This window comes from Prauserella muralis (genome assembly GCF_003202285.1).
GTDB classification, from domain to species: domain Bacteria; phylum Actinomycetota; class Actinomycetes; order Mycobacteriales; family Pseudonocardiaceae; genus Prauserella_B; species Prauserella_B muralis.
Genome location: NZ_MASW01000001.1, coordinates 45,847 through 71,822 on the forward strand (window position 1 = coordinate 45,847; position 25,976 = coordinate 71,822).

Annotated in this window: 26 protein-coding genes; 17 read left to right on the forward strand and 9 right to left on the reverse strand. The window is 71.7% G+C overall.

The genetic code is table 11. The features are described from left to right. Window positions 1-20: 20 nt before the first annotated feature. Both BAY60_RS01000 and BAY60_RS01005 read right to left on the reverse strand, forming a co-directional pair. Window positions 21-704 carry a metal-dependent transcriptional regulator gene (locus BAY60_RS01000; protein ID WP_112278934.1) on the reverse strand — a complete coding sequence of 228 codons (684 nt, stop codon included), beginning with the start codon at window positions 702-704 and terminating at the stop codon, window positions 21-23. 34 nt (window positions 705-738) lie between these two features. Beyond that, window positions 739-1,176 carry a GNAT family N-acetyltransferase gene (locus BAY60_RS01005; protein ID WP_112278935.1) on the reverse strand — a complete coding sequence of 146 codons (438 nt, stop codon included), beginning with the start codon at window positions 1,174-1,176 and terminating at the stop codon, window positions 739-741. Window positions 1,177-1,224: 48 nt separating this feature from the next. Between BAY60_RS01005 and BAY60_RS01010 the strand changes: the two genes are divergently transcribed. The 4 genes from BAY60_RS01010 (at window position 1,225) to BAY60_RS01025 (ending at window position 4,460) form a co-directional block, all read left to right on the forward strand. Next, a complete protein-coding gene (locus BAY60_RS01010) occupies window positions 1,225-1,968 on the forward strand; it encodes an enoyl-CoA hydratase/isomerase family protein (protein WP_211330157.1) in 744 nt (247 codons plus the stop codon). Next, window positions 1,965-3,488 carry an AMP-binding protein gene (locus tag BAY60_RS01015; protein ID WP_112278936.1) on the forward strand — a complete coding sequence of 508 codons (1,524 nt, stop codon included), beginning with the start codon at window positions 1,965-1,967 and terminating at the stop codon, window positions 3,486-3,488. The genes BAY60_RS01010 and BAY60_RS01015 overlap by 4 nt, the downstream gene beginning before the upstream one ends. Beyond that, a complete protein-coding gene (locus tag BAY60_RS01020; RefSeq protein WP_112278937.1) occupies window positions 3,479-4,060 on the forward strand; it encodes a TetR/AcrR family transcriptional regulator in 582 nt (193 codons plus the stop codon). Before BAY60_RS01015 ends, BAY60_RS01020 begins: the two co-directional genes overlap by 10 nt. A 61-nt stretch (window positions 4,061-4,121) precedes the next feature. Then, entirely contained in the window at window positions 4,122-4,460 is a 339-nt protein-coding gene (locus tag BAY60_RS01025) for a hypothetical protein (RefSeq protein WP_112278938.1), read from the forward strand. A 126-nt stretch (window positions 4,461-4,586) separates the two neighbouring features. On the opposite strand, the gene BAY60_RS01030 is transcribed toward BAY60_RS01025, so the two are convergent. Continuing rightward, on the reverse strand, window positions 4,587-5,774 hold the full coding sequence (locus BAY60_RS01030) for an MFS transporter (RefSeq protein ID WP_245992250.1): 1,188 nt from the start codon (window positions 5,772-5,774) through the stop codon (window positions 4,587-4,589). Window positions 5,775-5,871: 97 nt separating this feature from the next. Here BAY60_RS01030 and BAY60_RS01035 point away from each other — a divergent pair, with 97 nt between their 5' ends. Next, on the forward strand, window positions 5,872-6,483 hold the full coding sequence (locus tag BAY60_RS01035; protein WP_112278940.1) for a TetR/AcrR family transcriptional regulator: 612 nt from the start codon (window positions 5,872-5,874) through the stop codon (window positions 6,481-6,483). On the opposite strand, the gene BAY60_RS01040 is transcribed toward BAY60_RS01035, so the two are convergent. Further along, the gene (locus BAY60_RS01040) at window positions 6,480-7,649 is read right to left on the reverse strand and encodes an acyl-CoA dehydrogenase family protein (RefSeq protein WP_112278941.1); all 1,170 of its coding nucleotides are present in this window, start codon (window positions 7,647-7,649) and stop codon (window positions 6,480-6,482) included. The two genes, BAY60_RS01035 and BAY60_RS01040, sit on opposite strands and share 4 nt — an antisense overlap. A 101-nt stretch (window positions 7,650-7,750) precedes the next feature. On the opposite strand from BAY60_RS01040, the gene BAY60_RS01045 reads away from it, so the two are divergent. Both BAY60_RS01045 and BAY60_RS01050 read left to right on the forward strand, forming a co-directional pair. After that, window positions 7,751-8,452 (forward strand): 4'-phosphopantetheinyl transferase family protein, encoded by a 702-nt coding sequence (locus BAY60_RS01045; protein ID WP_112278942.1) that lies wholly within the window; start codon window positions 7,751-7,753, stop codon window positions 8,450-8,452. A 131-nt stretch (window positions 8,453-8,583) separates the two neighbouring features. Further along, entirely contained in the window at window positions 8,584-9,768 is a 1,185-nt protein-coding gene (locus BAY60_RS01050; protein ID WP_170160292.1) for an isochorismate synthase, read from the forward strand. Between the two features lie 30 nt (window positions 9,769-9,798). Here BAY60_RS01050 and mihF read toward each other — a convergent pair whose 3' ends face one another. Then, entirely contained in the window at window positions 9,799-10,110 is a 312-nt protein-coding gene (mihF, locus tag BAY60_RS01055) for an integration host factor, actinobacterial type (protein ID WP_112278944.1), read from the reverse strand. Between the two features lie 326 nt (window positions 10,111-10,436). Between mihF and BAY60_RS01060 the strand changes: the two genes are divergently transcribed. The 5 genes from BAY60_RS01060 (at window position 10,437) to BAY60_RS01080 (ending at window position 15,535) form a co-directional block, all read left to right on the forward strand. Then, the gene (locus BAY60_RS01060; protein WP_112278945.1) at window positions 10,437-12,059 is read left to right on the forward strand and encodes a long-chain fatty acid--CoA ligase; all 1,623 of its coding nucleotides are present in this window, start codon (window positions 10,437-10,439) and stop codon (window positions 12,057-12,059) included. Window positions 12,060-12,194: 135 nt separating this feature from the next. Continuing rightward, window positions 12,195-12,593 (forward strand): PaaI family thioesterase, encoded by a 399-nt coding sequence (locus BAY60_RS01065; protein WP_112278946.1) that lies wholly within the window; start codon window positions 12,195-12,197, stop codon window positions 12,591-12,593. Window positions 12,594-12,601: 8 nt separating this feature from the next. Continuing rightward, the gene (locus BAY60_RS01070; protein ID WP_112278947.1) at window positions 12,602-13,672 is read left to right on the forward strand and encodes a C39 family peptidase; all 1,071 of its coding nucleotides are present in this window, start codon (window positions 12,602-12,604) and stop codon (window positions 13,670-13,672) included. A 124-nt stretch (window positions 13,673-13,796) separates the two neighbouring features. Then, window positions 13,797-14,897 carry an S-(hydroxymethyl)mycothiol dehydrogenase gene (locus tag BAY60_RS01075; RefSeq protein WP_112280629.1) on the forward strand — a complete coding sequence of 367 codons (1,101 nt, stop codon included), beginning with the start codon at window positions 13,797-13,799 and terminating at the stop codon, window positions 14,895-14,897. Between the two features lie 68 nt (window positions 14,898-14,965). Continuing rightward, window positions 14,966-15,535 carry a gamma-glutamylcyclotransferase family protein gene (locus BAY60_RS01080; RefSeq protein ID WP_245992402.1) on the forward strand — a complete coding sequence of 190 codons (570 nt, stop codon included), beginning with the start codon at window positions 14,966-14,968 and terminating at the stop codon, window positions 15,533-15,535. A gap of 73 nt (window positions 15,536-15,608) precedes the next feature. Here the strand turns inward: BAY60_RS01080 and BAY60_RS01085 are convergent, their stop codons facing one another. Continuing rightward, window positions 15,609-17,228, reverse strand: a complete 1,620-nt coding sequence (locus BAY60_RS01085; RefSeq protein WP_112280630.1) for an FAD-binding oxidoreductase — start codon at window positions 17,226-17,228, stop codon at window positions 15,609-15,611. A 16-nt stretch (window positions 17,229-17,244) separates the two neighbouring features. Between BAY60_RS01085 and BAY60_RS01090 the strand changes: the two genes are divergently transcribed. The 4 genes from BAY60_RS01090 (at window position 17,245) to BAY60_RS01105 (ending at window position 21,613) form a co-directional block, all read left to right on the forward strand. Further along, window positions 17,245-17,886 (forward strand): TetR/AcrR family transcriptional regulator, encoded by a 642-nt coding sequence (locus tag BAY60_RS01090; protein WP_112278949.1) that lies wholly within the window; start codon window positions 17,245-17,247, stop codon window positions 17,884-17,886. Further along, window positions 17,883-19,436: a glycerol-3-phosphate dehydrogenase/oxidase gene (locus BAY60_RS01095; protein WP_112278950.1), complete on the forward strand. Its 1,554-nt coding sequence runs from the start codon at window positions 17,883-17,885 to the stop codon at window positions 19,434-19,436. The genes BAY60_RS01090 and BAY60_RS01095 overlap by 4 nt, the downstream gene beginning before the upstream one ends. Window positions 19,437-19,505: 69 nt before the next feature. Continuing rightward, window positions 19,506-20,417 carry an ABC transporter ATP-binding protein gene (locus BAY60_RS01100; RefSeq protein ID WP_112278951.1) on the forward strand — a complete coding sequence of 304 codons (912 nt, stop codon included), beginning with the start codon at window positions 19,506-19,508 and terminating at the stop codon, window positions 20,415-20,417. Further along, window positions 20,414-21,613 carry an ABC transporter permease gene (locus tag BAY60_RS01105; RefSeq protein ID WP_112278952.1) on the forward strand — a complete coding sequence of 400 codons (1,200 nt, stop codon included), beginning with the start codon at window positions 20,414-20,416 and terminating at the stop codon, window positions 21,611-21,613. Before BAY60_RS01100 ends, BAY60_RS01105 begins: the two co-directional genes overlap by 4 nt. 127 nt (window positions 21,614-21,740) lie before the next feature. Here BAY60_RS01105 and BAY60_RS01110 read toward each other — a convergent pair whose 3' ends face one another. The 3 genes from BAY60_RS01110 to BAY60_RS01120 form a co-directional block, all read right to left on the reverse strand. Then, a complete protein-coding gene (locus BAY60_RS01110; RefSeq protein ID WP_112278953.1) occupies window positions 21,741-23,054 on the reverse strand; it encodes a citrate synthase in 1,314 nt (437 codons plus the stop codon). A 192-nt stretch (window positions 23,055-23,246) separates the two neighbouring features. Beyond that, window positions 23,247-24,167: a carbohydrate kinase family protein gene (locus BAY60_RS01115; protein ID WP_112278954.1), complete on the reverse strand. Its 921-nt coding sequence runs from the start codon at window positions 24,165-24,167 to the stop codon at window positions 23,247-23,249. Continuing rightward, on the reverse strand, window positions 24,164-24,760 hold the full coding sequence (locus tag BAY60_RS01120) for a TetR/AcrR family transcriptional regulator (protein ID WP_245992252.1): 597 nt from the start codon (window positions 24,758-24,760) through the stop codon (window positions 24,164-24,166). Before BAY60_RS01120 ends, BAY60_RS01115 begins: the two co-directional genes overlap by 4 nt. A 70-nt stretch (window positions 24,761-24,830) precedes the next feature. Between BAY60_RS01120 and BAY60_RS01125 the strand changes: the two genes are divergently transcribed. After that, window positions 24,831-25,976 carry an acyl-CoA dehydrogenase family protein gene (locus tag BAY60_RS01125; protein ID WP_112278955.1) on the forward strand — a complete coding sequence of 382 codons (1,146 nt, stop codon included), beginning with the start codon at window positions 24,831-24,833 and terminating at the stop codon, window positions 25,974-25,976.

Consider the following 25,976-nt stretch of genomic DNA (forward strand, 5'->3'; position numbering starts at 1 on the left):
GGGCGGTGGGTGAGCGAACGTCAGCGGAGGGCGACCGACAGGGCCTGGGCGATCTCCTTGCCCAGAGCGTGGGTGGCGTCCTCCGGGGGCTGGCCGATGCGCACGACGATGGGTCCGCCGAACGGCTGGCGTTCCACCACCTCGATGCGCTTGCCCAGCTCGATCTCGTGGTCGGCCAGGTATCGCAGCAGCTCGGGATCGGTGTCCCACACCCGCGCGATCTCCCCCACCGCACCGGCGGGCAGGTCGTCGAGCAGCCGCGTCGACAGCTCCTCGACGCTGCCGTCCACGGCCGGGATCGGGTCGCCGTGCGGGTCGCGCACCGGGTTGCCGAGCTTGGCCGCGATGCGCTCGACCAGCCGGTCGGACACCACGTGCTCCAGCAGGTCGGCCTCGGAGTGCACCTCGTCCCACGTGTAGCCGAGCTCCGACACGAGGTAGGACTCGATCAGCCGGTGCCTGCGCAGCACGGCCCGCGCGAGCAGCCGCCCCTCGGGGGTCAGCTCGATGCCGCGGTAAGGCACGTGCGCCACCAGGCCCTGCTGGGCCAGCTTCGTCACCATGCCGGACGCCGAGGACGGGCTCACCTCCAGCCTGCTGGCCAGTGACGTGTTCGTGACGGCCTCACCGCGCTCAGCCAGGCCGTAGATCGCCCGTACGTAGTCCTCGACCGAGGACGACCGCCGGTTCGACTCATCAGCCATACGCCATACGATACGGGTCCGGCCGCGTGCCTGGTCACGGTGCGTCAGGGCGCCACCGGTACCGGATCCAGCCCGGCACCGGCCGTGCGCCCAGCTGGGCGTAGAAGGCCGCGGCCCGCTCGTTGCCCTCCTGCATGTCCCACTCGATGCGGCCCGTGGTGCGTGCCCGCAGCTCGTGCAGCAGTTCCCGGCCGAGGCCGTGCCGCCGGTACGCGGGGCGCACGAAGATGTCGTCCAGCCAGATCCCGGGCCGTGCCTCCCACGTCGAGAAGCTCCACGAACAGAACGCCATGCCCGCCACCTCACCACCGTGCTCGGCCATCAGCACCCACGCCTTGGGGTCGGGACCGAACAGGTGCCGCGCCATCTCGGCGCGGTCGAGCTTCAGCTCGTCGTTGCCCTCGTACCGGGCGTGCTCCTCGATGAGCGCGCAGATCTCGTCGATGTCGCCGGGCACCGCGTCACGAACCATGCCGTGAACCCTATCGATCGTTCGATCGGGTCGTCTAGGCTGCCCCGCATGAGGACCGTGGAACTCGCCGTGGACGACGGCGTCGCGCTCGTCTGGCTCAACCGGCCCGACCGGCTCAACGCCGTGGCGCCGGAGCTGGTCGACGACCTGCTCACCGCGCTGGCAACCGTAGCCGACGACGGCTCCGTGCGGGCCGTGGTTCTCGCGGGGAGAGGGCGGGCGTTCTGCGCGGGACACGACCTCAAGGCGCCCGAACCCGAGGGCGACTCACGCGCCAGGCTCGAACGGCTACAGGACGTGACACGGGCTCTGCGCGCGCTCCCGCAGCCAGTGATCGCCGCCGTGCACGGCTACGCGATCGGCGCGGGCGCCGAGTTCGCGCTGGGCTGCGACCTCGTGCTGGCCTCGGACGACGCGGTGTTCGCCTTTCCCGAGACCGGCCTCGGGCTGAGTGTCACCGGCGCGGCCTCGCGGTTGCTGCCGCTGCTGGTCGGGCCGCTCAGGGCCAAGGAGCTGCTGCTGTTCGGCGAGCGGATCGACGCGCAGACCGCCGAGGGAATGGGCCTGGTCAACGCGCTCGTGGCGCGCGACGACCTGCTGGAGCGGGCGGTGAGCTGGGCCAAGCGGATCGCCGATCGCCCTTCGACGGCGGTGACCCTGGCCAAACGCGCCCTCGACCGCGGCATCGACAGCGCGGTGGACGCCGCGCTGGAGCTGGAGGTCAGCCACGCCCTGCTCACCGAGCACACCCCCGAGGTGGCGCAGGCCACGGAGAGGTTCCGCACCGGATGACCCCGCAGACGCTCACCGGCCTGGTTCGCGAGGCCGCGCGCCGCTGGCCGGACAGGACCGCGTGGGTGTTCGACGAGACCGGGCAGCGGCTCACCTTCGCGGAGGTGCGCCGGCGCAGCGAGGAGCTGGCCTCGGCACTCGCCGCACTGGGCGCCGGACCCGGCGACCGCGTGGCGGTGATGCTGCGCAACCAGCCGGAGTTCCCCTTGCTGTGGCTGGCACTGGCCCGGCTCGGCGCCGTGCTGGTGCCCGTGAACACCGGTTACCAGGAACTGGACGGCGCCCACGTGCTCGGCCATTCCGGTGCCCGGTTCGCCGTCGCAGCCGCGGAGTTCACCGGCCTGCTCGGCCGCATCGCCCCGCAGACCGAGCTGGAGCGGGTGCTCACCGTCGACGAACTCACCCCCGCGGGCGAGGCCCCGGCGTTCGAACCCGCGCCGGAGCTGCCGACCAACATCCAGTACACGTCGGGCACGACCGGGGCGCCGAAGGGCTGCGTGCTGCCGCACCGGTACTGGACGGCGCTCGCGGGCGATCTGACCGCCGAGTTCCCGCATCTCACCGACCGTGACGTGCTGCTCACCGCGCAACCGTTCCACTACATCGATCCGCAGTGGAACGTCGCCGCGGGGCTGGCCTCGGGCGCCACGCTGGTGGTGCTCGACCGGTTTCACCCCTCGACGTTCTGGGCGAAGGTCCGCGAACACGGCGTCACGTGGTTCTACTGCCTCGGCCTGATGCCGAACCTGTTGCTGCGCATGCCCGAGTCCGCCGACGACCGGCGGCACCGGGTGCGTGCGATCACGGCGTCGGCCATCCCGAGGGAGCTGCACGCGGAGCTGGAGCGCCGCTGGGGGGTGCCGTGGTTCGAGGCGTTCGGGATGACCGAGACCGGCGGAGACATCCGCATGTACCCCGGCGACCACGACGAACTGGTGGGCAGCGGCTGCATCGGCAGGCCCTCGGCCAACCGCGAGGTGATGATCGCCGACGAGTCCGGCGCCCCGGTGCCGCGCGGGCAGACCGGCGAGCTCCTCATCCGGGGCATCGGGCTGATGCACGGCTACCACGCCGACCCCGAGGCCACGGCGCGCGCGTTCCGGGGAGGCTGGTTCCACACCGGGGACCTGGCCAGAATGGACACCGAGGGGCGGGTGTTCTACGTGGGCCGGACCAAGGACATGATCCGGCGCAGCGGCGAGAACGTCTCCGCCGACGAGGTGGAGCGGGCCCTGCTGCTGCATCCTGCCGTGCGCGCGGCCGCGGTGCTGGCGGTGCCCGACGAGGTGCGCGGCGAGGAGATCAAGGCCTACGTCGTGTGTGACGATGACGTGCCGCCGCGGGAGCTGGCCGAGTTCTGCGCGAGCAAGCTGGCCTACTTCAAGGTGCCGCGCTACTGGGCCTTCGTGGAGTCGCTGCCGATGACGCCGTCGGAGCGCGTGGCCAAGGGCGAGCTGCGCAGGGCCGGCGCCGACCTGCGCGACGGCGCCTACGACCGGGTGGAGGACAGATGGCGGTAGCGAGCCGGGAACGCGTCCGGAGAGCCGCGGTGAAACTGTTCGCCACCAAGGGTTTCCACGGCACGGGCATCCGCGACCTCGCGCAGGCCGCGAAGCTGTCGTCGGCCAGTCTGTACCACTACATGGGCACCAAGGAGGAACTGCTCGCCGAGATCATGGTGGACTGCCTCGGCAGGCTGCTGGAGACCGCGAAGGCGACGATCGACGGCGTCACCGATCCGGCGGAACGGCTGACGAGGCTGGTCACCCTGCATGTCATGACCCACGCCCGGCAGCCCAACGAGACGCGGGTGGTGGACAACGAGATCGGTGTGCTCTCGCCACGGCTGCGGCGCTCGGTGGTGCAGCTGCGCGACAGCTACGAGCAGCTGTGGTCCGATGCCATCGACGAGGGGCTGCGGGCGGGCCTTTTCCACACCGAACAGCCCGGCGTCACCAGGATCGCGCTGCTGGAGATGTGCAACGGCGTGGCCAGGTGGTACTCGCCGCGAGGTGCGCTGACGCTCGACGACCTCGCAGGCCACTACGTCCAGCTGGCGATGCGCGTGCTGGGCGCCCCCGACCGGGGGTAGGGCCTGTGTCGTGGCGAACCCCGCGCTTGCCCCCGCGCCGCTGCTGAGGGACGCTCGTGGGGTGAGTGAGGAAACCATCAAGCTGGAACTCAACGACGCGGGGGTCGCCCCGGGCCTTCCACTCCCCTCCGACCCTCGTGACCAGGTACAGGACGTCCCCTATCGCCCGGTCGAGTTCCGCGACGACGATCTGCCGTCAGCGCTCGAGCGCTGCGCAGGCTGGCTCAGGCAGGCCCAGCAGTGGCTCGGCGAGCCCGTGGACGTACTCGCCGTCCACCTCGACTACGACGACCGGGACGGGTTCCCGTACTACAACCTGAAGATCCTGTGCAACGAGGAGGATCTGGCAGGCGTGCCGCTCGCACTGCGCGAGCAGCGCCGCCCGGTGTCCTCGTCCTGATTCGGCAGACGCAGTTCGCCGTGGGGGCAGGCACCGGCGTGCCCCCACGGCGCGACCCACGAAATTCGAGCAGCAAACCCGGCGGCGCACGTCCGCACCGGTGGCCGAGGGCGAGCCCCGGCGGCCTCACCGGAGGCTGTCCACAGTGCGAACCGTCCACACGGCGAGCCCGGTCACGACGAAACACGCACCGCCGAACCAGAGCACGCGCTCGAGGCCGAGAGCGTCGACGACCAGGCCCCCGGACAGTGCGCCAAGACCGATCGCCAGGTTGAACACCGACACCCACAGCGCGGTCGCGGCTTCGACGGCCCGTGGCGCTGCTTTTATCATCCACGTCTGCAGGCTCACGGACACCCCGCCGTACACCAGCCCCCAGGCGATCAGCAGCACGATCCCGCCCACCACCGTCACGCCCAGCAGGGGGAACAGCAGCAGCACCGTGGCGAGCGCACCGACGATCGCCAGCACCGTCCGGTGGAGTCGGCGCGCCACCGCGGCACCGGCGAGGAAGTTGCCTGCGATGCCGGCGAGGCCGAACCCGAACAGCAGTGGCCCGACAAGGTCGGCACGGACGCCTGACAGGTCCTGCAGCACAGGGCTCACGAACGTGTAAGCGGCGAAGTGGGCCGTCACGACGAGCAACGTCGCGACGATGCCGACGCGCACGCCCCGATCGCGGAACTGGCCGACCAGCTGCCGGGGTCGGACCGGTTCCAACGCGGCCAGCGGCGGCAACATCGCGAGCAGGGCGATCAACGCGGCCAGCGCGAGGCCGCTCAGCGTGGCGAACGCGACGCGCCATCCGGCGAGATCACCGAGCAACGTGCCGATCGGCACGCCGAAGACGTTCGCCGCTCCCACTCCACCGAAGATCACGGCGGTGGCCTGCGGTACCCGGCGAGCGGTCACCAGGCGGACGGCCAGACCGCCCGCGACCGCCCAGAATCCGCCGATCGCCACTCCCACCACGGCACGGGAGGCGATGAGCACCTCGAAGGTCCGCGCGACGCCGGAGACCACATTGGCCAGCGTCATCAGGCCCATCAGCCCGACGAGCAACCACCGCCGGTCCATCCTGCCCACGGCAACCGGGATCACCGGAGCGGCCAGCCCCGCGACGATGCTGGTCACGGTCACCATCAGGCCGGCGGCACCCGCGGAGACCTCCAGCTCCGAACCGACCCGCATCAGCAGACCGATCGGCAGTTGCTCGGCAGTCACCAGCAGAAACGTCCCGAAGGCCACCACGCCCACCGCGAGCCAGCTGTCGGTCTGCCGATCCCCGGCCGTCGGGTCGGAAGTAGTCGTCACCGGCGCTCTCCCTCCAGGTTCGGGAACGATCGTTCCCATATGCGGGGTGACGCTAGTACGGGAACGATCGCTCCACAATCTTGGTAGGCTGTGGGGCATGCCACGCCCACGCGAGTTCGACGAGCAGGAAGTGGTGGCCCGGGCGACCGCACTGTTCCGGCGCCTCGGCTATCACGCCACCTCGGTCCGCGACCTCGGCGGCGCACTGCAGCTCACACCCAGCAGCCTCTACCGCACCTTCGGCGACAAGCACACGTTGTTCCTCCGCGCGCTCGATCACTACCGCGCGACGGATTCCGCGGAGGCCGAGGCCCGCCTGAACGACACCGGACCCTGCCGGGACGTCCTGCGAGCGTGGTTGCAGTGGCTGGTCACCGGCGACGACCAGCACACCGGCCTCGGCTGCTTCGTGGTCAACACGACGACCGAACTCGGCACGACAGACCCGGAGGTGCGACGGCGGACCGAAGCCGCGTTCGACGTGACCCGCCAGGCCATCGCGGCCGTGCTGCGCCGCGGCTGCCGAGACGGTGAACTCGCCGCCGACCTCGATGTCGACGCGGCCACGGAACTGCTGTTCACGACGGTCCTCGGGCTGCGCGTACGCGAACGTGCCGGCCACGACCCCGCGCGGCTGGCCGGCACCATCGACGCCGCGATCGACGCACTGGGCCCGATCCCGGACCGGGGAGACTCGCCGGGAACCTAGCCCAGGGCGCCGCCGACCTTGGCGTGGCCCTTGAGCAGGTTGCGGGCGATGGTGCGCCGCTGGATCTCGTCGGTGCCCTCGTAGATGCGCAGCAGCCGCAGCTCGCGGTACCAGCGCTCGATGGGCAGCTCGCGCGTGTAACCCATCCCGCCGTGGATCTGCAGCACGCGGTCGACGATCTCGTTGGCCTTGACGCCGCCGTAGAGCTTGGCGATCGACTGGGCGTGCCGGGAGTCCATTCCGGAGTCGACCTGCCATGCGGCGTGCAACACCAGCCAGCGCAGGGCTTCAATCTCCACACCGGAGTCGGCGATCATCCACTGGATGGCCTGCCGCTCGGCGATCGGCGCCCCGAAGGTCTCCCGCGTGTTCGCGTGCTCGATGGCCATGGACAGCAGCCGCTCGCACGAGCCGATGGCACGCGCGGGCAGCAGGTAGCGGCCCCGCCCGATCCACTGCATCGCGAGGTTGAAGCCCTGGCCCAGCTCACCGAGGATCTGGCTCTCCGGCACCCGGACGTCCTCGAAGACCAGCGCCGCGGGGCCCCACTCGCCCATCGTGTCGATGTACTCGGAACGCCAGCCCATGTCGCGGTCGACGAGGAAGCAGGTGACGCCGCCGTTGGCACCCCTCTCCGGGTCGGTGATGGCGAACACCATCACGAAGTCGGCCTCGTTGCCGCCGGTGATGAACGTCTTCTCGCCGTTGATGACCCAGTCGCCGCCGTCCTTGCGCGCGGTGGTGCGGATGGCCTTGGCGTCCGACCCGGCGCCGGGCTCGGTGATGGCGAAGCACGACTTGCGCTTGCCCTCGATGGTGGGCAGCAGGTAGCGCTGCTTCTGCTCCTCGTTGGCGTAGAAAAGGATGTTGTCGGCGGCGCCGCCGAAGCGGAACGGCACGAACGTCCGGCCCAGCTCCGCCTCGAGGAGGGCGGTCATCACGGCGGACAGGCCCATGCCGCCGTACTCCTCCGGCGTCTGCACGCCCCAGAAGCCGGAGTCGCGCGCCTTGAGCTGCAGTTCCTCCAGCTCGTCGGAGGTCAGGCCGGGCTGCCCGGCACGCTCCCTGCGCAGCACCTCCTGCTCCCGCGGGAGCAGTTCCCGCTGGACGAACGTACGCACCCAGTCACGAATCTCGCGCTCTTCGACGCTCAGGCTGAAATCCATCGCCGCACAGACTCCCTCGGCTTACTAAGCGGTTGCTTAGTCCTACGGTAACGCACGGCGGCCCTGGTGGCACCCCTGTGGCTGGCCGTAGATTCGATGCCGTGATCGACTGCGAGGTGTGGTGGGCCGAGCCCGTCGCCGAGCCCGCCGAGTTCCTGGCACTGCTCAGCGACGCCGAGCGCGAGCGGTACCAGACCTATCGCAGGGAGCCCGACCAGCGGCGGTTCCTCACCGGCCGGGTGCTCGCCAAGACGATCGCGGGGCAGCGGCTCGGGCTGGCGGCGGGTGCGGTCGAGTTCGACGCCCGGTGCGCCGACTGCGGCAGGCAGCACGGCCCGCCCAGGCTGCCCGGCACCCCGCTGACGCTGTCCATCTCGCACTCCGGCGAGCGGATCGGTGTGGCCCTGACCAGCGGGCCCGCCGTCGGTCTCGACGTGGAGACCGCGAGCAGACGAGCCGACGACTCGCTGCTCGGCTACGCGCTGAACGACACCGAGCGGGCCGCGCTCACCCACCTGGACCCGGCCGCCCGCGCCGACGCCTTCTTCACCTACTGGACCCGCAAGGAGGCGGTGATGAAGGCCACCGGCCGCGGGCTGCGGATCCCGCTGCGCAGCCTCACCATGTCCGGCCCCGGCGAACCGCCGCGGCTCACCCGTTCCGAGGACCGCGCGCTGGCGCCGGGCAGGACCCGGATGGCCGACCTCGACCCGGGCGAGGGCTACCGGGCCGCCGTGGCCGTGCTGACCGGCGACGAGCTGACCGTCAGCGAGCGCTGGTGGAAGCCTGAGCAGGGGCTGTGACACGTGCTGTACGGAAGTCCGGACGACTCGCTCGCGCGCGCTCGCGAGAAGGACCGACCGGACGGCGACGGGCACCGGGTGTGGTGCGGCTAACGGCGGGTACCCGCTCGCCCGGGCGGACAATGGAGGCAATGAACGCGGTGCGACTGCTCGACGACTACCGGCGAGGCGACTTCTTCCTCGCCACGGAGCGGCGCACCGTGGCCGGCGCCGGCGTGGCCCAGGAGCTGACCGGCACCGACGAGGCCGCCCTCAGCGAGCGGGTCCACGCGGTGCTCGCCGAGTCGGACCCGCCCATCGCGATGGGCGTGCTGCCCTTCGACAGCGGCGCGGGCACGCCGGGACGCATGGTGGTGCCCGCGACGGCCCACGTCACCGGCCCTGCGCACCCCGCGGCGGCCACGCTCCCGCGCAGGGAGGTCGGCACGCCGTCGCGAGTGCGCTCGGTGCCCGAACCCGTCCTGCACCGCGACGCGGTGGCCAGGGCCGTCGCCGCACTCGGCGAGCGCGGCCTGCGCAAGGTGGTGCTGGCCAGGGCACTCGACCTGGAGTTCGACACCGGCGTGTCGCCCGAGGCCATCCTGGTGAACCTGGTGCTGGACAACCCGCGTGGCTACACCTTTGCCGCGGGACTGCCCGGCGCGCGCACCCTCGTCGGATCGAGCCCCGAGCTCCTGCTGTCGCGGCGGGGCACCCAGGTGGTGTCGCACCCCCACGCCGGGTCGATGCCGCGTTCGGCCGACCCGGTCGAGGACGCGGAGAACGGCAGGGCCCTGCTGGCCTCCCGCAAGGACCACATCGAGCACGCCGTGCTGACCGACGCCGTCACCGAGGCGCTGCGGCCGTTCTGCCGGAAGCTGGACGTGCCCGCCGTGCCGGACCTGGTGTCGACGCCGACCATGTGGCATCTGGGCACCACGGTGACCGGCGAGCTGATCGACGCGGACATCACCGCTCTGCGGCTCGCGGCCGCGCTGCACCCCACGCCCGCGATCTGCGGAACGCCGACGGATTCGGCGCGCGCCCTGGTGACCGAGCTGGAACCGTTCCAGCGCGGGTACTACGCGGGCGCCGTCGGCTGGGTGGATGCCGGTGGGGACGGCGAGTGGGCGGTGTCCATCCGCTGCGCCGAGGTGGCCGAGCGGTCGCTGCGGCTGTACGCGGGCGGCGGCATCGTGCCGGACTCCGACCCGCAGGCCGAGCTCGACGAGACGACCGCCAAGTTCGCGACCCTGTTCGGCGCGATGGGCCTGCCTCGTGAGTGGTTAGCCGAGGTGTCCTCGAGTGCCGGCCCGGCGCACGCCGGACGCGGGTGAGCTCCGGCTAACCCCTCACGGGCGTGGCACTCACTTGAGCGCGTTGATGAGCGCTTCGCGCTGGCGCTCGCCGAGGCCGGCCGCCCGCCGGTCGGGGTCGATACCCGCCTGCTCCAGGAGCGCGGCGACCTTCACCGTCCCGAGACCGGGCACCGCCTTGAGCAGCTGGGTGACCTTCGTCTTGCCGACGGTCTTGTCGTCCTTGGCACGCTTGAGCACCTTGTCGATGCTCTCCTTGCCGGACTTGATGGACGCGAGCAGCTCCGAGCGCGCCTTGCGAGCCTCGGCCGCCTTGGCCAGGGCTTCCGCCCGCTGTTCCGGAGTCAACGTAGGCAGAGCCAACGTACTAATCCTTTCTTCTCGGGTGTCCCGCGTGACCGCGGGCGACAACCCAGGTCCCCAGGTGCTTGCAACAGCAAGCGCTGGCCAGGCCGTCGCTTACCACGAGGACCAGTAAACGCCACCACCCCCGGCTGCGCGAAATCGACACGCAATGACCCCCCAACCGGGCCACGCAGGTCAGGGCCGTTCCGGGCCGCTCAGGACGGCACGGAACAGCCCAACCGCCCTGCGTAACGGTTGTGCACTCAGCACATGCCGAGCCCGCCGACACCCCACTAAAGTCGCGCGTAACCCAGTTCACAGCCGAACCACCAGCGGGAGCCACGATGTTGAGCACGATGCAGGACGACCAGCTGTCACTCGCCCACCTCCTGCGGCACGGCTCGACCCTGCACGCGGAGAGCGAGGTCATCACCTGGACCGGTTCGGGAGCCAGGCGGCAGACCTACGGCGAGGTCGGCAGGCGCGCCGCCCAGCTGGCGAACGCGCTGCGCGGCCTCGGGGTGACCGGCGACCAACGGGTCGGCACGTTCATGTGGAACAACGCCGAGCACCTGGCGGCCTACCTCGCCATCCCGGCGATGGGCGCCGTGCTGCACACCCTCAACATCCGGCTGTTTCCCGAGCAGCTGGTGTTCGTGGCCAACCACGCCGAGGACCACGTGGTGATCGTCGACGGCACGCTCGTGCCGCTGTTCGCCAAGCAGCTGCCGCAGATGAAGACGGTGCGGCACGTGATCGTCGCGAACGGCGACGCCTCGGCGCTGGACGCTCCCGACGGCGTGCAGGTGCACGCCTACGACGAGCTGCTGGCCGCGCAGCCGGAGACGTTCGACTGGCCGGTCGTCGACGAGCGCTCGGCCGCGGCGATGTGCTACACGTCCGGCACCACCGGCGACCCGAAGGGCGTCGTGTACTCGCACCGCTCGATCTGGCTGCACTCGATGCAGGTGTGCATGAGCGACAGCATGCGAATCGACCAGAGCGACAAGTCGCTGGTCATCGTGCCGATGTTCCACGCGATGTCGTGGGGCATGCCCTACGCGGCGTTCATGGTCGGCGCGTCGATGGTCATGCCGGACCGGTTCCTGCAGCCGGAGCCGATCGCCCAGATCCTCGCGGCGGAGAAGCCGACCTTCGCGGGCGCGGTGCCGACCATCTGGCAGGGCCTGCTGCAGTATCTGGATGCCAACCCGCAGGACATCTCCCACCTGCGCGAGGTCGTGGTCGGCGGCTCGGCGGCGCCGCCCGCGATGATGCACGCGTTCGAGGAGCGCTACGGCGTGCCGATCCTGCACGCGTGGGGCATGACCGAGACCTCGCCGCTGGGCAGTGTGGCGCGCACACCCGCTGGCGTGACCGGCGACGAGGCCTGGGCCTACCGCTACACGCAGGGCCGCTTCCCCGCGTCGGTGCGCGCCCGCCTGATCGACGACAACGGCAACGAGGTGCCGTGGGACGGCGAGAGCGTCGGCGAGCTGGAGGTCGCGGGCCCGTGGATCGCGGGCTCCTACTACGGCGACGCCGACCCGGAGAAGTTCCGCGACGGCTGGCTGCGCACCGGTGACGTCGGCAAGATCACCCCGGACGGCTTCCTCACGCTCACCGACCGCGCCAAGGACGTCATCAAGTCCGGCGGCGAGTGGATCTCGTCGGTGGACCTGGAGAACACGGTGATGTCGCACCCGGCCGTGGCCGAGGCCGCCGTGATCGGCGTGCCCGACGAGAAGTGGGACGAGCGCCCGCTGGTGGCGGTGGTGGTGCGCGAGGGCCAGCAGGTCAGCGCCGAGGAGCTGCGCGAGTTCCTCAAGGACAAGGTCGCCAAGTGGCAGCTGCCCGAGCACTGGACGTTCGTCGACGAGGTGCCGAAGACCAGCGTCGGCAAGTTCGACAAGAAGCGCCTGCGCGCGGCCCACACCGAGGGCAAGCTCGACATCGCCCACTTCTGACGCGCCACGACGAGCCGGCAGCCGAAGGGCACCCTGGGTACCCACCACGTACCGAAGGTGCCCTTCGGTACGCGGCGGTGCGCCATTACCTGGCAGGTCATCGACTCGCCGCCCGGGACGCGGCAAGGTCTGGGTATGGACGCTGAGGCAACCAAGCTCTTCCACCGGACCATGCCGCTCACCGAGCGGCTCGGCGTCGAGGCACTGGAGGCCTCGAAGGACGTGGTGCGCAGCCGCATCGCCTGGGAGCCGTCCCTGTGCACGCAGGGCGGCGTGCTGCACGGCGGCACTCTGATGTCGCTCGCCGACGCGACGGCGGCCGTCTGCGCGTATCTCAACCTGCCCGAAGGTGCACAGGGCACCACGACCATCGAGTCCCGGACCAGCTTCCTGCGCCCGATCCGTGAGGGCTACGCCACGGCCTCGTCGCGCGCGCTGCATGCGGGCCGCCGGGTGATCGTCGTGGAGACCGAGATCCACGACGACGCGGGCAGGCTGGCCGCCAAGGTCACGCAGAGCCAGTCCGTCCTGTAGAACCCGCCTTGAGCGAACGGCAGCCCGCGCACGTCGACGACCACGCCTGGACCGTGGGCGAGACGCTCGCACCCGGCGAGGAGCACCGGCGATGGACCTCGCCGGTGCACGCGCCGGGCTTCGACGCCACCGAGCTCATCGCCTCGTGGAACGCGACGACGCCCCCGGGCACGTGGCTGCGGGTCGAGGCGCGGGCCGACACGTCGTCCGGCGAGCGCACCGGCTGGTACGCGCTCGGTGAGTGGGCCTACGGGGACGGCGACATCACCCGCACCAGCATCGCGGGCCAGGACGACGCGCACGCCACGGTCACCGTGGACACGCTCACCGCCAAGCCCGGCACCGGACTGCGCGCCTACCAGCTGCGGGTGACCCTGTTGCGCGCGCCGGGCAGTGCGGCAACGCCGGTGCTGCGGGCCGCCGGCGCGATGACCTCACGGGTGCCGGGACGGTTCGAGGTGCCGGTGTCACCGCCGGGGCCTGCCTGCGGTGTCGAGCTGGCCGTGCCCCGGTACGCGCAGAACGTGCACCGGGGCGCCTACCCGGAGTACGGCGGTGGCGGAGAGAGCTGGTGCAGCCCGGCGGCGACGGCGATGGTCGTCGGGTACTGGGGCCGGGGCCCCGGCGCGGGCGAGCTGGCGTGGCTGCCCCACGGCTATCCCGACCCGGCCGTCGCGCACGCGGCCCGGCACACCTACGACCACGCCTACGGCGGCACCGGCAACTGGCCGTTCAACGCCGCCTATGCCGCGCACCACGGCCTGCGGGCGCACGTCACGCGGCTGCGTTCGCTGGCCGAGCTGGAGACCTGGGTCGCGCGCGGGGTCCCGGTGGTCACCTCCCAGTCGTTCCTGCCGGACGAGCTGGGCGCGCCGTACGGCACCGCGGGTCACCTGATGGTGGTCACCGGGTTCACCGCGGACGGCGACGTGATCGTCAACGACCCGGCCGTGGACGCCGTACGCACCGTGTACCGGCGGGAACGGTTCGAGACGGTCTGGCAGCGCACGAGGCGCCGCACCGCCGACGGCCGCGTCGCGAGCGGACCCGGCGGCGTCGTTTACCTCATCCACCCGTGACCCGCAAGGTCGTTTCCGCTGATCGCAACGGGCGTGGGTAAACCCATGCGGATGTCGCCATGACCGCATGGTCCGTGGCAAGCTGCGGCTGGAGCGTCAGTGTGGCCGAAAGGACGTGGCGGAGTTGCCGTACGAGGTGCAGGGCGTGGTGTCGCGCGCCAAGGGCGAGCCGGTGTCGCTGGAGACGGTGCGGGTGCCCGATCCGGGGCCGGGCGAGGCGGTGGTGTCGGTCAAGGCCTGCGGGGTGTGCCACACCGACCTGCACTACCGCGAGGGCGGCATCAACGACGAGTTCCCGTTCCTGCTCGGCCACGAGGCGGCGGGCCATGTCGAGCAGGTCGGCGAGGGCGTGACGGACCTGGAGCCGGGTGACTTCGTGATCCTGAACTGGCGCGCGGTGTGCGGAACCTGCCGGGCGTGCAAGAAGGGCAAGCCCTGGTACTGCTTCTCGACGTTCAACGCGGCCCAGCCCATGACGCTGGCCGACGGCACGGCGCTCTCCCCCGCGCTGGGCATCGGGGCGTTTCTGGAGAAGACCCTCGTCCACAGCGGACAGTGCACCAAGGTCGACCCGCGCGTGGAACCCGCCGTGGCCGGGCTGCTCGGCTGCGGGGTGATGGCGGGCATCGGCGCGGCCATCAACACCGGTGCGGTCACGCGGGGCGACTCGGTGGCCGTCATCGGCTGCGGCGGCGTCGGCGACGCCGCCATCGCGGGCGCCCGTCTTGCCGGCGCGACGACGATCGTGGCCGTCGACATGGACGACCGCAAGCTCGAGTGGGCCACCGGCTTCGGGGCCACGGCGACGCTCAACGTGCGGGGCAGGAGCCACGACGACATCGTCGAGGCGATCCAGGAGCTGACCGGCTCGTTCGGCGCGGACGTGGTGATCGACGCCGTGGGCAGGCCGGAGACGTGGAAGCAGGCCTTCTACGCGCGCGACCTCGCCGGAACGGTGGTGCTCGTCGGCGTGCCGACGCCCGACATGCGACTCGACGACATGCCGCTGATCGACTTCTTCGCCCGGGGTGGCTCGCTGAAGTCGTCCTGGTACGGCGACTGCCTGCCGTCGCGGGACTTCCCGATGCTGGTGGACCTCTATCTGCAGGGCAGGCTGCCGCTGGACAGGTTCGTCACCGAGCGCATCCCGGTGAGCGGCGTCGAGCAGGCCTTCGAGCGGATGCACACCGGCGACGTGCTGCGCAGCGTGGTGGTGTTCGACTAGCGGTGCTGTTCACCGACGCGGAGTTCCCCGCGGATCCGTATCCCGGTGCGCGGCCGGACACCTCGTTCGTGCACCGGGACGGCGCGGGCCATCCCCTGGACACGGCGCCGGAAGGCTGGCGCGCCACCCGGATCCCCGTGCTCGCGTACGGCTCGAACGTCTGCCCTTCGAAGATCACGTGGCTGCGGGAGCACCTCGGCCTGACCGGCGAGGTGGTCGTCGCGCGGGCGCGGTGCCGGGGCGTTGCCGCCGTGTGGGCGAGCGGGCTGCGGGCACGGGACGGCCAGCGGCCCGCGACGCTCGCCGCGGCGCCCGGGATCACCGAATGGCACGCGGTGTGGTTCGCGACCCCGGAGCAGCTTGCGGTGCTCGACGTCTGCGAGGGCCGCGGCGTGCGCTACGACCTCGCCGAACTGCGCACCGGCGACGTCCGGCTGGACGACGGCACCCGGCTCGAGCGGGTGTACACCTACGTGGCGGCGGGTCCCGAACGGATGCCCCTGCTCGTGAACGGCGCCCCGGTGCGCACCGCCGACGTGCCGCAGCACGAAGCCCTCCACCTCGCCGGGGAACCAGCCACCACCCACGGCCTCGACACCGACGTCCAAAGCTCCCCAATGCGGCATTCGCTCCACTGAATGGAGCGAATGCCGCATTCGCTCCATCCAGTGGAACAAATGTGGCATTGGGGAGCTTGGGGCGAGGCGGTGGTTAGGGGAGGAGTTTGCCCGGGTTGAGGATGCCGGTGGGGTCAACGGCTCGCTTGGCGGCGGTGAGGACGGCCACGCCCAGGTCACCGATCTCGGCGGCCAGGTACGGGGCGTGGTCGGCGCCGACGGCGTGGTGGTGCGAGATGGTGCCCAGCCCGCTGTCGGCGATCGCCGCGCTCGCCGCGTGTTTCGCGCGCTGCCACTGGCCGATCGGGTCGGCCTCGTCGCGGGCCGCGAGCACGGTGAAGTAGAGCGAGGCGCCGGTCTCGTAGGCGTGCGAGACGTGGCACAGCACCAGCGGCCGGTCCAGCGACTCCCGCAGCGCGGCCCGCACCCGCTCGTACAACGCGCCCAGATCCGACCAGTGCGCCGCCGTTTCCAGCGTCTCGACGCACACGCCCAGTTCCAGCAGCGCGTCCCGCTGCCGGGGGCCGGCGAACCGGCTCCGCCGCCACGCCTCGCCGGGCGCCCGGCCGAGCCCGACGGCACCGGCGGCACGCAGGCTGCGGACCGCCTCCCGGCGCCTGCGCACCGACTCGCCGTACCAGCCGAGGACCAGCAGGCATGGTTCGGCCAGACCCCGGGCGGCGAGGTAGCGGCGCAGCAGCGCCGTCTTCCAGTTCCCCGCCAGTGCCAGTGCCGAATCGGTCTCGTCCACATCGGACAGCCGCGTGACGTCGGCGAGCAGTCCGCGCTGGGCGAGATGCCGCACGGCGGCAAGGCCACGGTCCCAGCCGTCCACCGCGAACGCCTCGAACCGCTCGCTCTCCGGGATCGGGCGCACCCGCAGGGCGACCTCGGTGATGACGCCGAGCGTGCCCTCACTGCCCACCGCGAGCCGGCGCAGGTCCGGCCCCGCGGCGGAGGCCGGGGCCACCCCCAGCCGCCACTCGCCCTTCGGGGTGGCCAGCCGCACGCTCTCGACCATGTCCTCGAACCGGCCGTAGCCGGACGACGCCTGCCCCGCGGAACGCGTGGCGGCGAACCCGCCGATGGTCGCGCGCTCGAACGACTGCGGGACATGCCCGAGTGTCAGGCCGTGCAGCGACAGCATCCGCTCGGCGTCCGGCCCGCGCACCCCGGCCTGCAGCACGGCGATCCGCGACACCGGGTCCACCGACACCAGCCGGTCGAGCCGCTCCAGGTCGAGCACGAGCACCGCGTCCTTGCCGCCGCGCAGGGCGTTGACGCCACCGACGACCGACGTGCCGCCGCCGAACGGCACCACCGCGATGTCGTGCTCGACGCACACGTCCAGCACCCGCTGCACCTGCCCGGGGTCGGCGGGCAGCACGACGGCGTCGGGCACGTCGAGGCCCGCCGAGGGGTGCCTGCGGCGCAGCAGGTCGAGGTAGGAAAGGCCCCCGCTGCGCGCGAGCCGCTCGCCGGGATCGTCGAGCACGTGCTCGGGGCCGACGATCACGGCGAGTTTCTCCGCGGCCGGGCCGGGTAACCGGGACGGCGTGACCAGCAGAGCCGAGTCGGGCGCGACCGGAGCGCCGGGCACGCACCGGCCGATACGCTGGGTCAGCCAGCGCACCGCCCTGGGGGCCAGTTCGGTCGCGGCGGCGCCGTCGCGCGTCCACGCTGCCCGCATCCGGTGGTCGGCGATGTCGTTCACCACTAAAGTGTGACACATGCAAGCCGAACGTCACACCGCGCCGCGGCGGCAGAGCGCGCTCGCAGGCAGCCGGGACCGGGTCGCGCCCGGCCGCGTCCCCGACGACGTCCTGCTCGACGCGGCCAGGCAGTGCGTGCTGACGGCCGGTGTGCGGCGTACCACCCTGGCCGAGATCGCGCGGACCGCGAAGGTCAGCCGGATGACGCTGTACCGCCGCTTCCCGGACGTGCGCAGCATCCTGGCCGCGCTCATGACCCGCGAGTTCGGCTCGCTGCTGCGCGGCGTCGCCTCGAAGGTCCGGACCGCCCGCGACGCGCGGGACCGGCTGGTGCGCAGCGCGGTCGCCGGAGTGCGCGCCCTGGTGGCCGACCCGCTGATGCGCACCGTGCTCGACGTCGACGCGGAGCTGGTGCTGCCCTACATCACGCAGCGCCTCGGCGCGACGCAGCGCCTCGCCGAGGAGGTCCTGCGTTCGCTCATCGTGGCGGGACACCAGGACGGCTCCGTGCGGCGCGGCGACGTCGCCGCGCAGGTGCGCGCGGTGCTGCTCGTGGTGCAGTCCTTCGTGCTGTCACTGCGGCCCGCCACCGCGGACGTCGGCGAGGATGCCCTGCTCGACGAGTTGCGGCACCTGCTCACCGGGGCGCTGAAGCCATGATCAGGGCCTCGTTGTCGGCCCGCAGGAGGGCGCGGGAGCTGGACGCACTGGCCTCGGGCGAGCGCGTGGACATCGTCGTGGTGGGCGGCGGGGTCACGGGCGCGGGTATCGCGCTCGACGCCGCCTCCCGCGGGCTGTCGGTGGCGCTCGTGGAGGCGCACGACCTGGCGTTCGGCACGTCGCGCTGGTCGAGCAAGCTCGTGCACGGCGGCCTGCGCTACCTCGCCAACGGCGACGTCGCCCTGGCCAGGGAGAGCGCCGCGGAGAGGCACATCCTGCTCACCCGCACGGCGCCGCACCTGACCCGCGGGCTGGCGCAGCTGTTCCCCTGCTACGACCACACACCGAGGGCCGAACGACTGGTCACCGCCGCCGGGCTGCACGCGGGCGACGCACTGCGCAGGGCGGCGGGCACGCCGTCGGCACTGCTGCCCCGGCCCCGCTCGGTCCCGGCCGCGGAGGCGCTCGCCCTGGCACCCGGTCTGCGCCCGGCGGGCCTGCGTGGCGCGCTGCTGTCCTTCGACGGCGCGCTCACCGACGACGCCCGGCTGGTGGTGGCACTGGCCAGAACGGCCGCGGCCCACGGGGCCAGCGTGCTCACCCGGCTCACCGCCACGGACGTGGCCTCCGACCGGGTGCTCGCCCGCGACGAGCTCACCGGCGAACGGGTGGAACTGCGGGCGAGGCAGGTGGTCAACGCCGCGGGCGTGTGGGCGGGCAGGCTCGTGCCGTCGGTGCGGCTGCGCCCTTCGCTCGGCTCCCACCTGGTGCTGGACACGGCCAGGACCGGGCTCGGCGAGACGGCGGTGATGGTCCCCGTGCCCGGTGAGCGCAACCGGTTCGTGTTCCTGCTGCCGCAGCCGCACGGCGTGACCTACCTCGGCATCACCGACGAACCACTGAGCGGCGACGAGCCGCCCGACGTGCCGACGGCACCGGAGTCCGATGTGGACTTCCTGCTGCAGGTCGGATCCTCGGCGCTGGCCACACCCCTGACCCGCGACCACGTGCTGGGCACCTTCGCGGGCCTTCGCCCGCTGCTGGACTCGCCCGGCAGGACGGCCGACCTGTCGCGCAAGCACGCCGTGCTCACCGACGAGCACACGGGCGTGGTCACGATCGTCGGCGGCAAGCTCACCACCTACCGCAGGATGGCGCAGGACGCGGTGGACGCGGCCGTGCGGGCCGCGGGGCTGGCCGCGCGGGAGTGCCGCACGGCACAGCTGCCGCTGTTCGGCGCCGCTTCGCGCCCGGAACTGTCCGTTGTGGAGGCCGAGCCGCGGCTGGTGGGCCGGTACGGCACCGAGGCGCCCAGGGTCGCCGCGCTGGGCGAGGTCGACCCCGAGCTGGGCCGCCCGCTGTTTCCCGGTTGCGAGGTCACGGCGGCGGAGGTGGTGTGGGCCGTGCGGCACGAGGGCGCCCTCGACGCCGACGACGTGCTGCACCGCAGGACCCGCCTCGGCCTGGTCCCCGAGCACGCCGAGGCGGCCAGGGCCACGGTGACCGACCTGGTCGAGCGCACGCTGAACGGGCTCGTCGGCACGCCGTGACGAGTTGTTCGGTTCCGCGCCATCGCGCGGGGCTAAGGTCTGGGGGTCGCCTGAGCGAAGAGGGGTTTCATGCTTGACCGCACGCTGGTGCTGGACCGGCTCTCCAAACGGTTCGGCGAGGTCGTCGCGCTGGACGCGGTCTCGTTCGACGTCCGGCCGGGCGAGCTGTTCGGCTTCGTCGGCAGCAACGGGGCAGGCAAGACCACCGCGATGCGGATCGTGCTCGGCGTGCTGGCCGCCGACTCCGGCGAGGTCCGCTTCGACGGGCGCCCGGTGACGTACGAGATGCGCACGCGCATCGGCTACATGCCGGAGGAGCGGGGCCTGTACCCGAAGATGAAGGTACTCGACCAGCTCGTCTACCTGGCCCAGCTGCACGGGCTGGCGCCCAACGAGGCACACCGCAGCGCGGAGACGTGGATCGCCAGGCTCGGGCTGGCCGAGCGGCGCCACGACGAGGTGCAGAAGCTCTCGCTGGGCAACCAGCAGCGGGTGCAGCTCGCCGCCGCCCTCGTGCACGACCCCGACGTGCTGGTGCTCGACGAGCCGTTCTCCGGGCTCGACCCCATCGCCGTCGACGTGATGAGCCAGGTGCTGCGGGAGAAGGCGGCCACCGGGGTGCCGGTGGTGTTCTCCAGCCACCAGCTCGACCTGGTGGAGCGCCTGTGCGACCGCGTCGGCATCATCCGCAGTGGACGGATGGTGGCGGCAGGCACGGTCGACGAGCTCACCGAGGGCGCCGCAACGCAGCTCACCGTCACCGCGCCCCAGGCACCGCCCGGCTGGGCGGCCGCCCTGCCCGGGGTGCACGTCGTGTCGGAAAACGGGACCAGCACCGTGGTGGAGCTGAGCCCCGGGGCCGACGACCAGACGGTGCTCGAGGCGGCACTGGCGACCGGGCCGGTGCGGGAGTTCACCCGCCGCAGGCCACCGCTCACCGAACTGTTCCGCAACGCCGTCACCCAGGGGAGCGAGCAGTGAACGGCAACCAGCGCTCCGTCCCGCCCGCGACCGCCGTGCGACTCGTCGCGCAGCGGGAGCTGAACACCCGCCTGCGCACTCGCGGCTTCGTGGTCGGCACGCTCGTCATCCTCGCCGTCATGGTCGGCTACCTGCTGCTGCAGGCGAACCTGTTCAACCGCGAGAACACCACCACGGTCGGCCTCACGGGGCAGGCCGCGGCCATCGCCGAGCCACTGCGCGCCGGGGCCGGGCAGGTCGGCATGGAGCTTCAGGTGGAGCGCGTGCCCAGCGCGGCGCAGGGCAGTGCCCAGGTTTCCGAGGGCGAGCTGGACGTGCTGGTGGCGGGCAGCCCGGCGAACCTGCGCGTCACCGTCGAGTCGGAGCTGGACGCGCCGCTGCGCGCGCTGCTCAACGGCATCTCACGGCAGGAGGTGCTGGACGCCAAGCTCGTGGAGGCAGGCCAGGTGCCCGCCGAGGTCATGAGTGAGGTCAACGCCGCCCGGGTCCAGGTGTCCACCCTGGAACAGCCGGACCCCGCCCCCGGCCAGCGCACCGTGGTGGCGCTGGTGATGCTGTTCCTGCTCTACATGGGCATCACGAGCTACGGCTCGCTCGTCGCGCAGGGCATCGTGGAGGAGAAGTCGAGCCGGGTCGTGGAGATCCTGCTGTCCACCGTCCGGCCGTGGCACCTGCTGCTGGGCAAGGTGATCGGGCTCGGTCTCGTCGGGCTCACGCAGCTGTTCATCATCGGGGTGGCCGGGCTCGCGATGGCCAGCGCCACGGGCGTGCTGACGATCACCGGTGTGGCCACGACGACCCTGCTGTGGGGCCTGCTGTGGTACATCCTCGGCTTCTTCCTCTACGCCACCGTCTTCGCGGCGGCGGGCTCGCTCGTGTCGCGGCAGGAGGACATGCAGGCGGTGCTCACGCCCGTGACGATCGTGCTGCTGATCGGTTTCATCACCGGGTTCACGGTGATCCAGGAGCCGGACGGCACGCTCGCGGTGGTGCTGTCGCTCGTGCCGCTGCTCTCGCCGATCCTGATGCCGGGCCGCATCGCCACCGGCGCGGCGGGCGGGCTGGAGATCGCCGTGGCGCTCGTGCTCACTCTCGCCGCCATCACGGCGCTGACGTGGCTCGGTGGCCGCGTCTACCGGGCGGCCGTCCTGCGCACCGGCAGCAGGGTCCGGCTCACCGACGCCCTGCGCGGCTGACCGCGAGTCCTGCACTCAGGCCCGCGAGTCCTGCGTCCAGGCCCGCGAGTTCTGCGCTCGTGACACAGGCCACCACCCCGCACGAGACGGGATGGTGGCCTGTGCCGGGAACACAGCTCGTACGTGGTCAGCGCTCCGTGATGGGCTTGTACTCGCGCTGCTTCTCGCCGGTGTAGATCTGCCGCGGCCTGCCGATCTTGGTGGCCGGGTCGTTGATCATCTCGCGCCAGTGCGCGATCCAGCCGGGAAGCCGGCCCAGCGCGAACAGCACCGTGAAGAACTGCGTCGGGAAACCGATCGCCCGGTAGATCAGTCCGGTGTAGAAGTCGACGTTCGGGTACAGCTTGCGCTCGACGAAGTAGTCGTCGGACAGCGCCCGCTCCTCCAGCCGCTTCGCGATGTCGAGCAGTTCGTCGCCACCGGAGATCTTGGCCAGGATCTCGTCCGCGGTCTGCTTGATGATCTTCGCGCGCGGGTCGTAGTTCTTGTAGACCCGGTGCCCGAAGCCCATCAGGCGCACGCCCTGCTCTCGGTTCTTGACCCGCTCGACGAACTTGTTGACGTCGCCGCCGTCGGCCTTGATGCCCTCCAGCATCTCCAGCACCGCGCTGTTGGCGCCGCCGTGCAGCGGGCCGAACAGGGCCATGATGCCCGCCGAGATGCTGGCGAACAGGTTGGCCTCCGACGAGCCGACGAGCCGCACGGTCGACGTGGAGCAGTTCTGCTCGTGGTCGGCGTGCAGGATGAACAGCAGGTCGAGCGCCTTGGCCACGGTCGGGTCGATCTCGTACGGCTCCGCGGGCAGCCCGAAGGTCATCCGGAGGAAGTTCTCCACGAGGCCGAGCGAGTTGTCCGGGTACAGGAACGGCTGGCCGATCGACTTCTTGTAGGCGTAGGCCGCGATCGTCGGCATCTTGGCGAGCAGGCGGACGGTGGACAGCTCCACGTTCGGCTCGTCGAACGGGTTGAGCGAGTCCTGGTAGAAGGTCGACAGTGCCGACACCGCGCTGGAGAGCACCGGCATCGGGTGCGCGTCCCGCGGGAAGCCGTCGAAGAACCGCTTGAGGTCCTCGTGCAGCAGGGTGTGCCGGTTGATCTTCTGCGTGAAGTCGTCCAGCTGGGCCTGCGTCGGCAGCTCGCCGTAGATCAGCAGGTAGGAGACCTCGATGAACGTCGAATTCTGCGCCAGCTGCTCGATCGGGTAGCCCCGGTAGCGCAGCACCCCCTGGTCGCCGTCGATGTAGGTGATGGCCGAGGCAGCCGCCCCGGTGTTGACGAAACCGGGGTCGAAAGTGATGTAGCCGGTCTGCGCCAGCAACTTCCCGAGTTCGATGCCGGGGGCACCCTCGACGGCACGGACGACCTTCAACTCGTGCTCGCCGCTGGGCAGGCGGAGTACGACGTTCTCGCCCCCGGACTGCGCCGCAGTCGCGTCGGACATGCAAATGCCTCTCACGGTCACACGGGCCGGTGGTGACCGCAGGTTTCGCTGGTCACCGCGTTCGTACGCGAGAGGCCCGTGGACCTCGTCGCACACCGCCCCGCTGGGGTATGAATTCCTCCTTACGCTAGTCCAGAAGGCGCCCTTTTCGCAGCCGTGGTGTTACCCACAGCTAACTGTTTGCGATCAGGTTCACACGCCCGGAGCGAGTTCGTCAGCCGTCGGCGGTTCGGCGCCGCTGCGGGACACGGTGACGGCCGCCGCGGCGGCGGCGTAGTGCAGCGCCTCGGCCCAGTCGGCGGCACCGAGCGTCGTGAGGTCGCGCACGCCGCGCTGTTCGAGCCAGGCCAGCAGCGCACCCTGCACGGTGTCCCCCGCCCCGATCGTGTCGACGACCTCCACCGGCACGGTCGGCACGCTCGCCACCTCGCCCGCGGCCGTGCACGCGGAGAGCCCCTCGGCGCCCCTGGTGAGCACGACGGCCGTCACCCCGGCCTCCAGCCACGCCTTCACGGCCGCGTCGACACCCGCACCGGCCGCCAGCCACTCGGCGTCGTCGACCGAGACCTTCAGCAGCCGCACGTGCGGCAGCCAAGAGAGGAACCGCGCCCGGTAGGTGCCGGCGTCGGCGATCATGTCCGCCCGGATGTTCGGGTCGAGCGCGGTGAGCACGCCCCGCTCGGCCTCCCGGCGCAGCACGGCCTCGTAGACGCCGGCGCCGGGCTCCAGCACCATGCCGAGCGTGCCGACGCAGAGTGTCGTGACGGCCTCGGGCAGCGGACCGGGATCGGCGACGAGCCGGTCGGCGGTGCCCTCGGTGTAGAAGCTGTAGCGCGCGCTGGAGTCCTCCTCCAGCGCGACGACCGCCAGCGTGGTCGGCTGCTCGCCGCGCTGCACGAGCGCGAGGTCCACGTTGGACGCGCGCAGCCGCTCCACGAGTGCGTCGCCGAAACGGTCGGTGGAGATCCGCGACAGGAAGCCGGTCGGCACGCCGAGCCGGGCCGCGGCCAGCGCCACGTTGTACGGGCCTCCGCCGAGGCGCGGTGCCAGCAGGTCCGGAGTGGACTCGGCGGGAACGAGATCGACGAGGGCTTCGCCTCCGGAGACAATCACGGCCGCGATGCTAGCCCTTCGAGCAGCAGGCCTGACAGAGCCGTGAACGCCTCCGCGTCCGAGACGCCGGTCCGCGCCCGGACCACGCCGGTCTGGATCGCCTCCACGAGCAGCGTCGCCAGCTCGGCGATGAGCGCCGAGTGCACATCCCGGAACACTCCGTCGTCGACGCCCTTGGCGATGAACGAGCGGATGCGCCGGGCGGCCGCCTGCGAGTTCAGCTCGTAGGTCGCCCTGGCCGGCTCGAACGCCGCCACGTCGGCCATGAACGCCTCCGAGGCGCGCTTCAGCTCGTCGGCGACGCCCGCCAGGTACACCTCGATGGTCTTCCGCGCGTCCCCGATGCCCTCGATGCGCTGCTCGATCCGCTCGGCCGCGCCCTTGAAGAAGTGCGCGACCACCTTGACCGCGAGCTGCTCCTTGCTCGCCGCCAGCGCGTACAGGGTGGACTTGGAGCAGCGCAGCCGCGCGGCCAGGTCGTCGAGGGTGAACTCGACGAACCCCTCGGCGAGGAACAGCTCCTCCAGCTCCCGCAGCAGCGCCCGCTGCCGGGCGGTCGGCTGCCTGCGGGCTCTGGACTGGTTGGCGGGCACCCGGCTAGCCTATGATAGTACTCGCCAAGCCACCACAGTACTGTTTTCAGTACTCACCCCGGAGACGACGATGCCCGCGGACCGACTGCTGCCCACCACCGAGGCCGAGGACCTGCTCGCACTCACCCGCGAGCTCGCCCGCGAGGAACTGGCCCCGCTCGCGGCGGAGTACGAGGAGGCCGAGCGCTTCCCGCGCGAGCAGTTCCGGCTGCTCGGCAAGTCGGGGCTGCTCGGACTGCCCTACCCGGAGCGCTGGGGCGGCGGCGACGTGCCGTACGAGGTCTACCTGCAGGTGCTCGAGGAGATCGCGAGCGCGTGGATGTCGGTGGGCGTGGGGCTGTCGGTGCACACGATGTCGTGCTTCGCGCTGGCCCACCACGGCACCGAGGCCCAGCGCGAGCGCTGGCTGCCCGCGATGCTCGGCGGCGACCTGCTCGGCGCCTACGCGCTGTCGGAGAGCCACGCCGGTTCCGACGCGGCGGCGCTGTCGACGCGGGCCCGCCGCGAGGGGGATGCCTATCTCGTCACCGGCGCGAAGGCCTGGATCACCCACGGCGGGCAGGCCGACTTCTACACCACGATGGTGCGCACGTCGGACGACGGCGGCACGGGCATCAGCTGCCTGCTGGTGGACCGGGACACGCCCGGGCTCTCGGCCGCGCCGCCCGAGCGCAAGATGGGGCTGACGGCCTCCACCACCACGCAACTGCTCTTCGACAACGCCCGCGTCGACGCCGACCGGCTGCTCGGCGAGGAGGGGGCCGGGCTGCGGATCGCCCTCGAGTCGCTGAACTCGGGCAGGCTCGGCATCGCCGCGTGCTCGGTGGGCCTCGCGCAGGCCGCGCTCGACGAGGCCGTCGCCTACGCCAAGCAGCGCACGCAGTTCGGCTCGCCGATCATCGAGTTCCAGGGCGTGGAGTTCCTGCTCGCCGACATGGCGGCGGCCGTGGAGTCGGCGCGGGCGACGTATCTGGAGGCCGCCCGGCGCCGCGACCGCGGGCTGCCGTTCCAGCGCCAGGCGTCCATCGCCAAGCTCGTCGCCACCGACGCCGCCATGAAGGTCACCACCGATGCCGTGCAGGTGCTCGGCGGGGCGGGCTACACCCGCGACTTCCCCGTCGAGCGCTACATGCGCGAGGCGAAGGTGCCGCAGATCTTCGAGGGCACCAACCAGATCCAGCGGCTCGTCATCGCGCGGGCGCTGCGCACGGCGTGA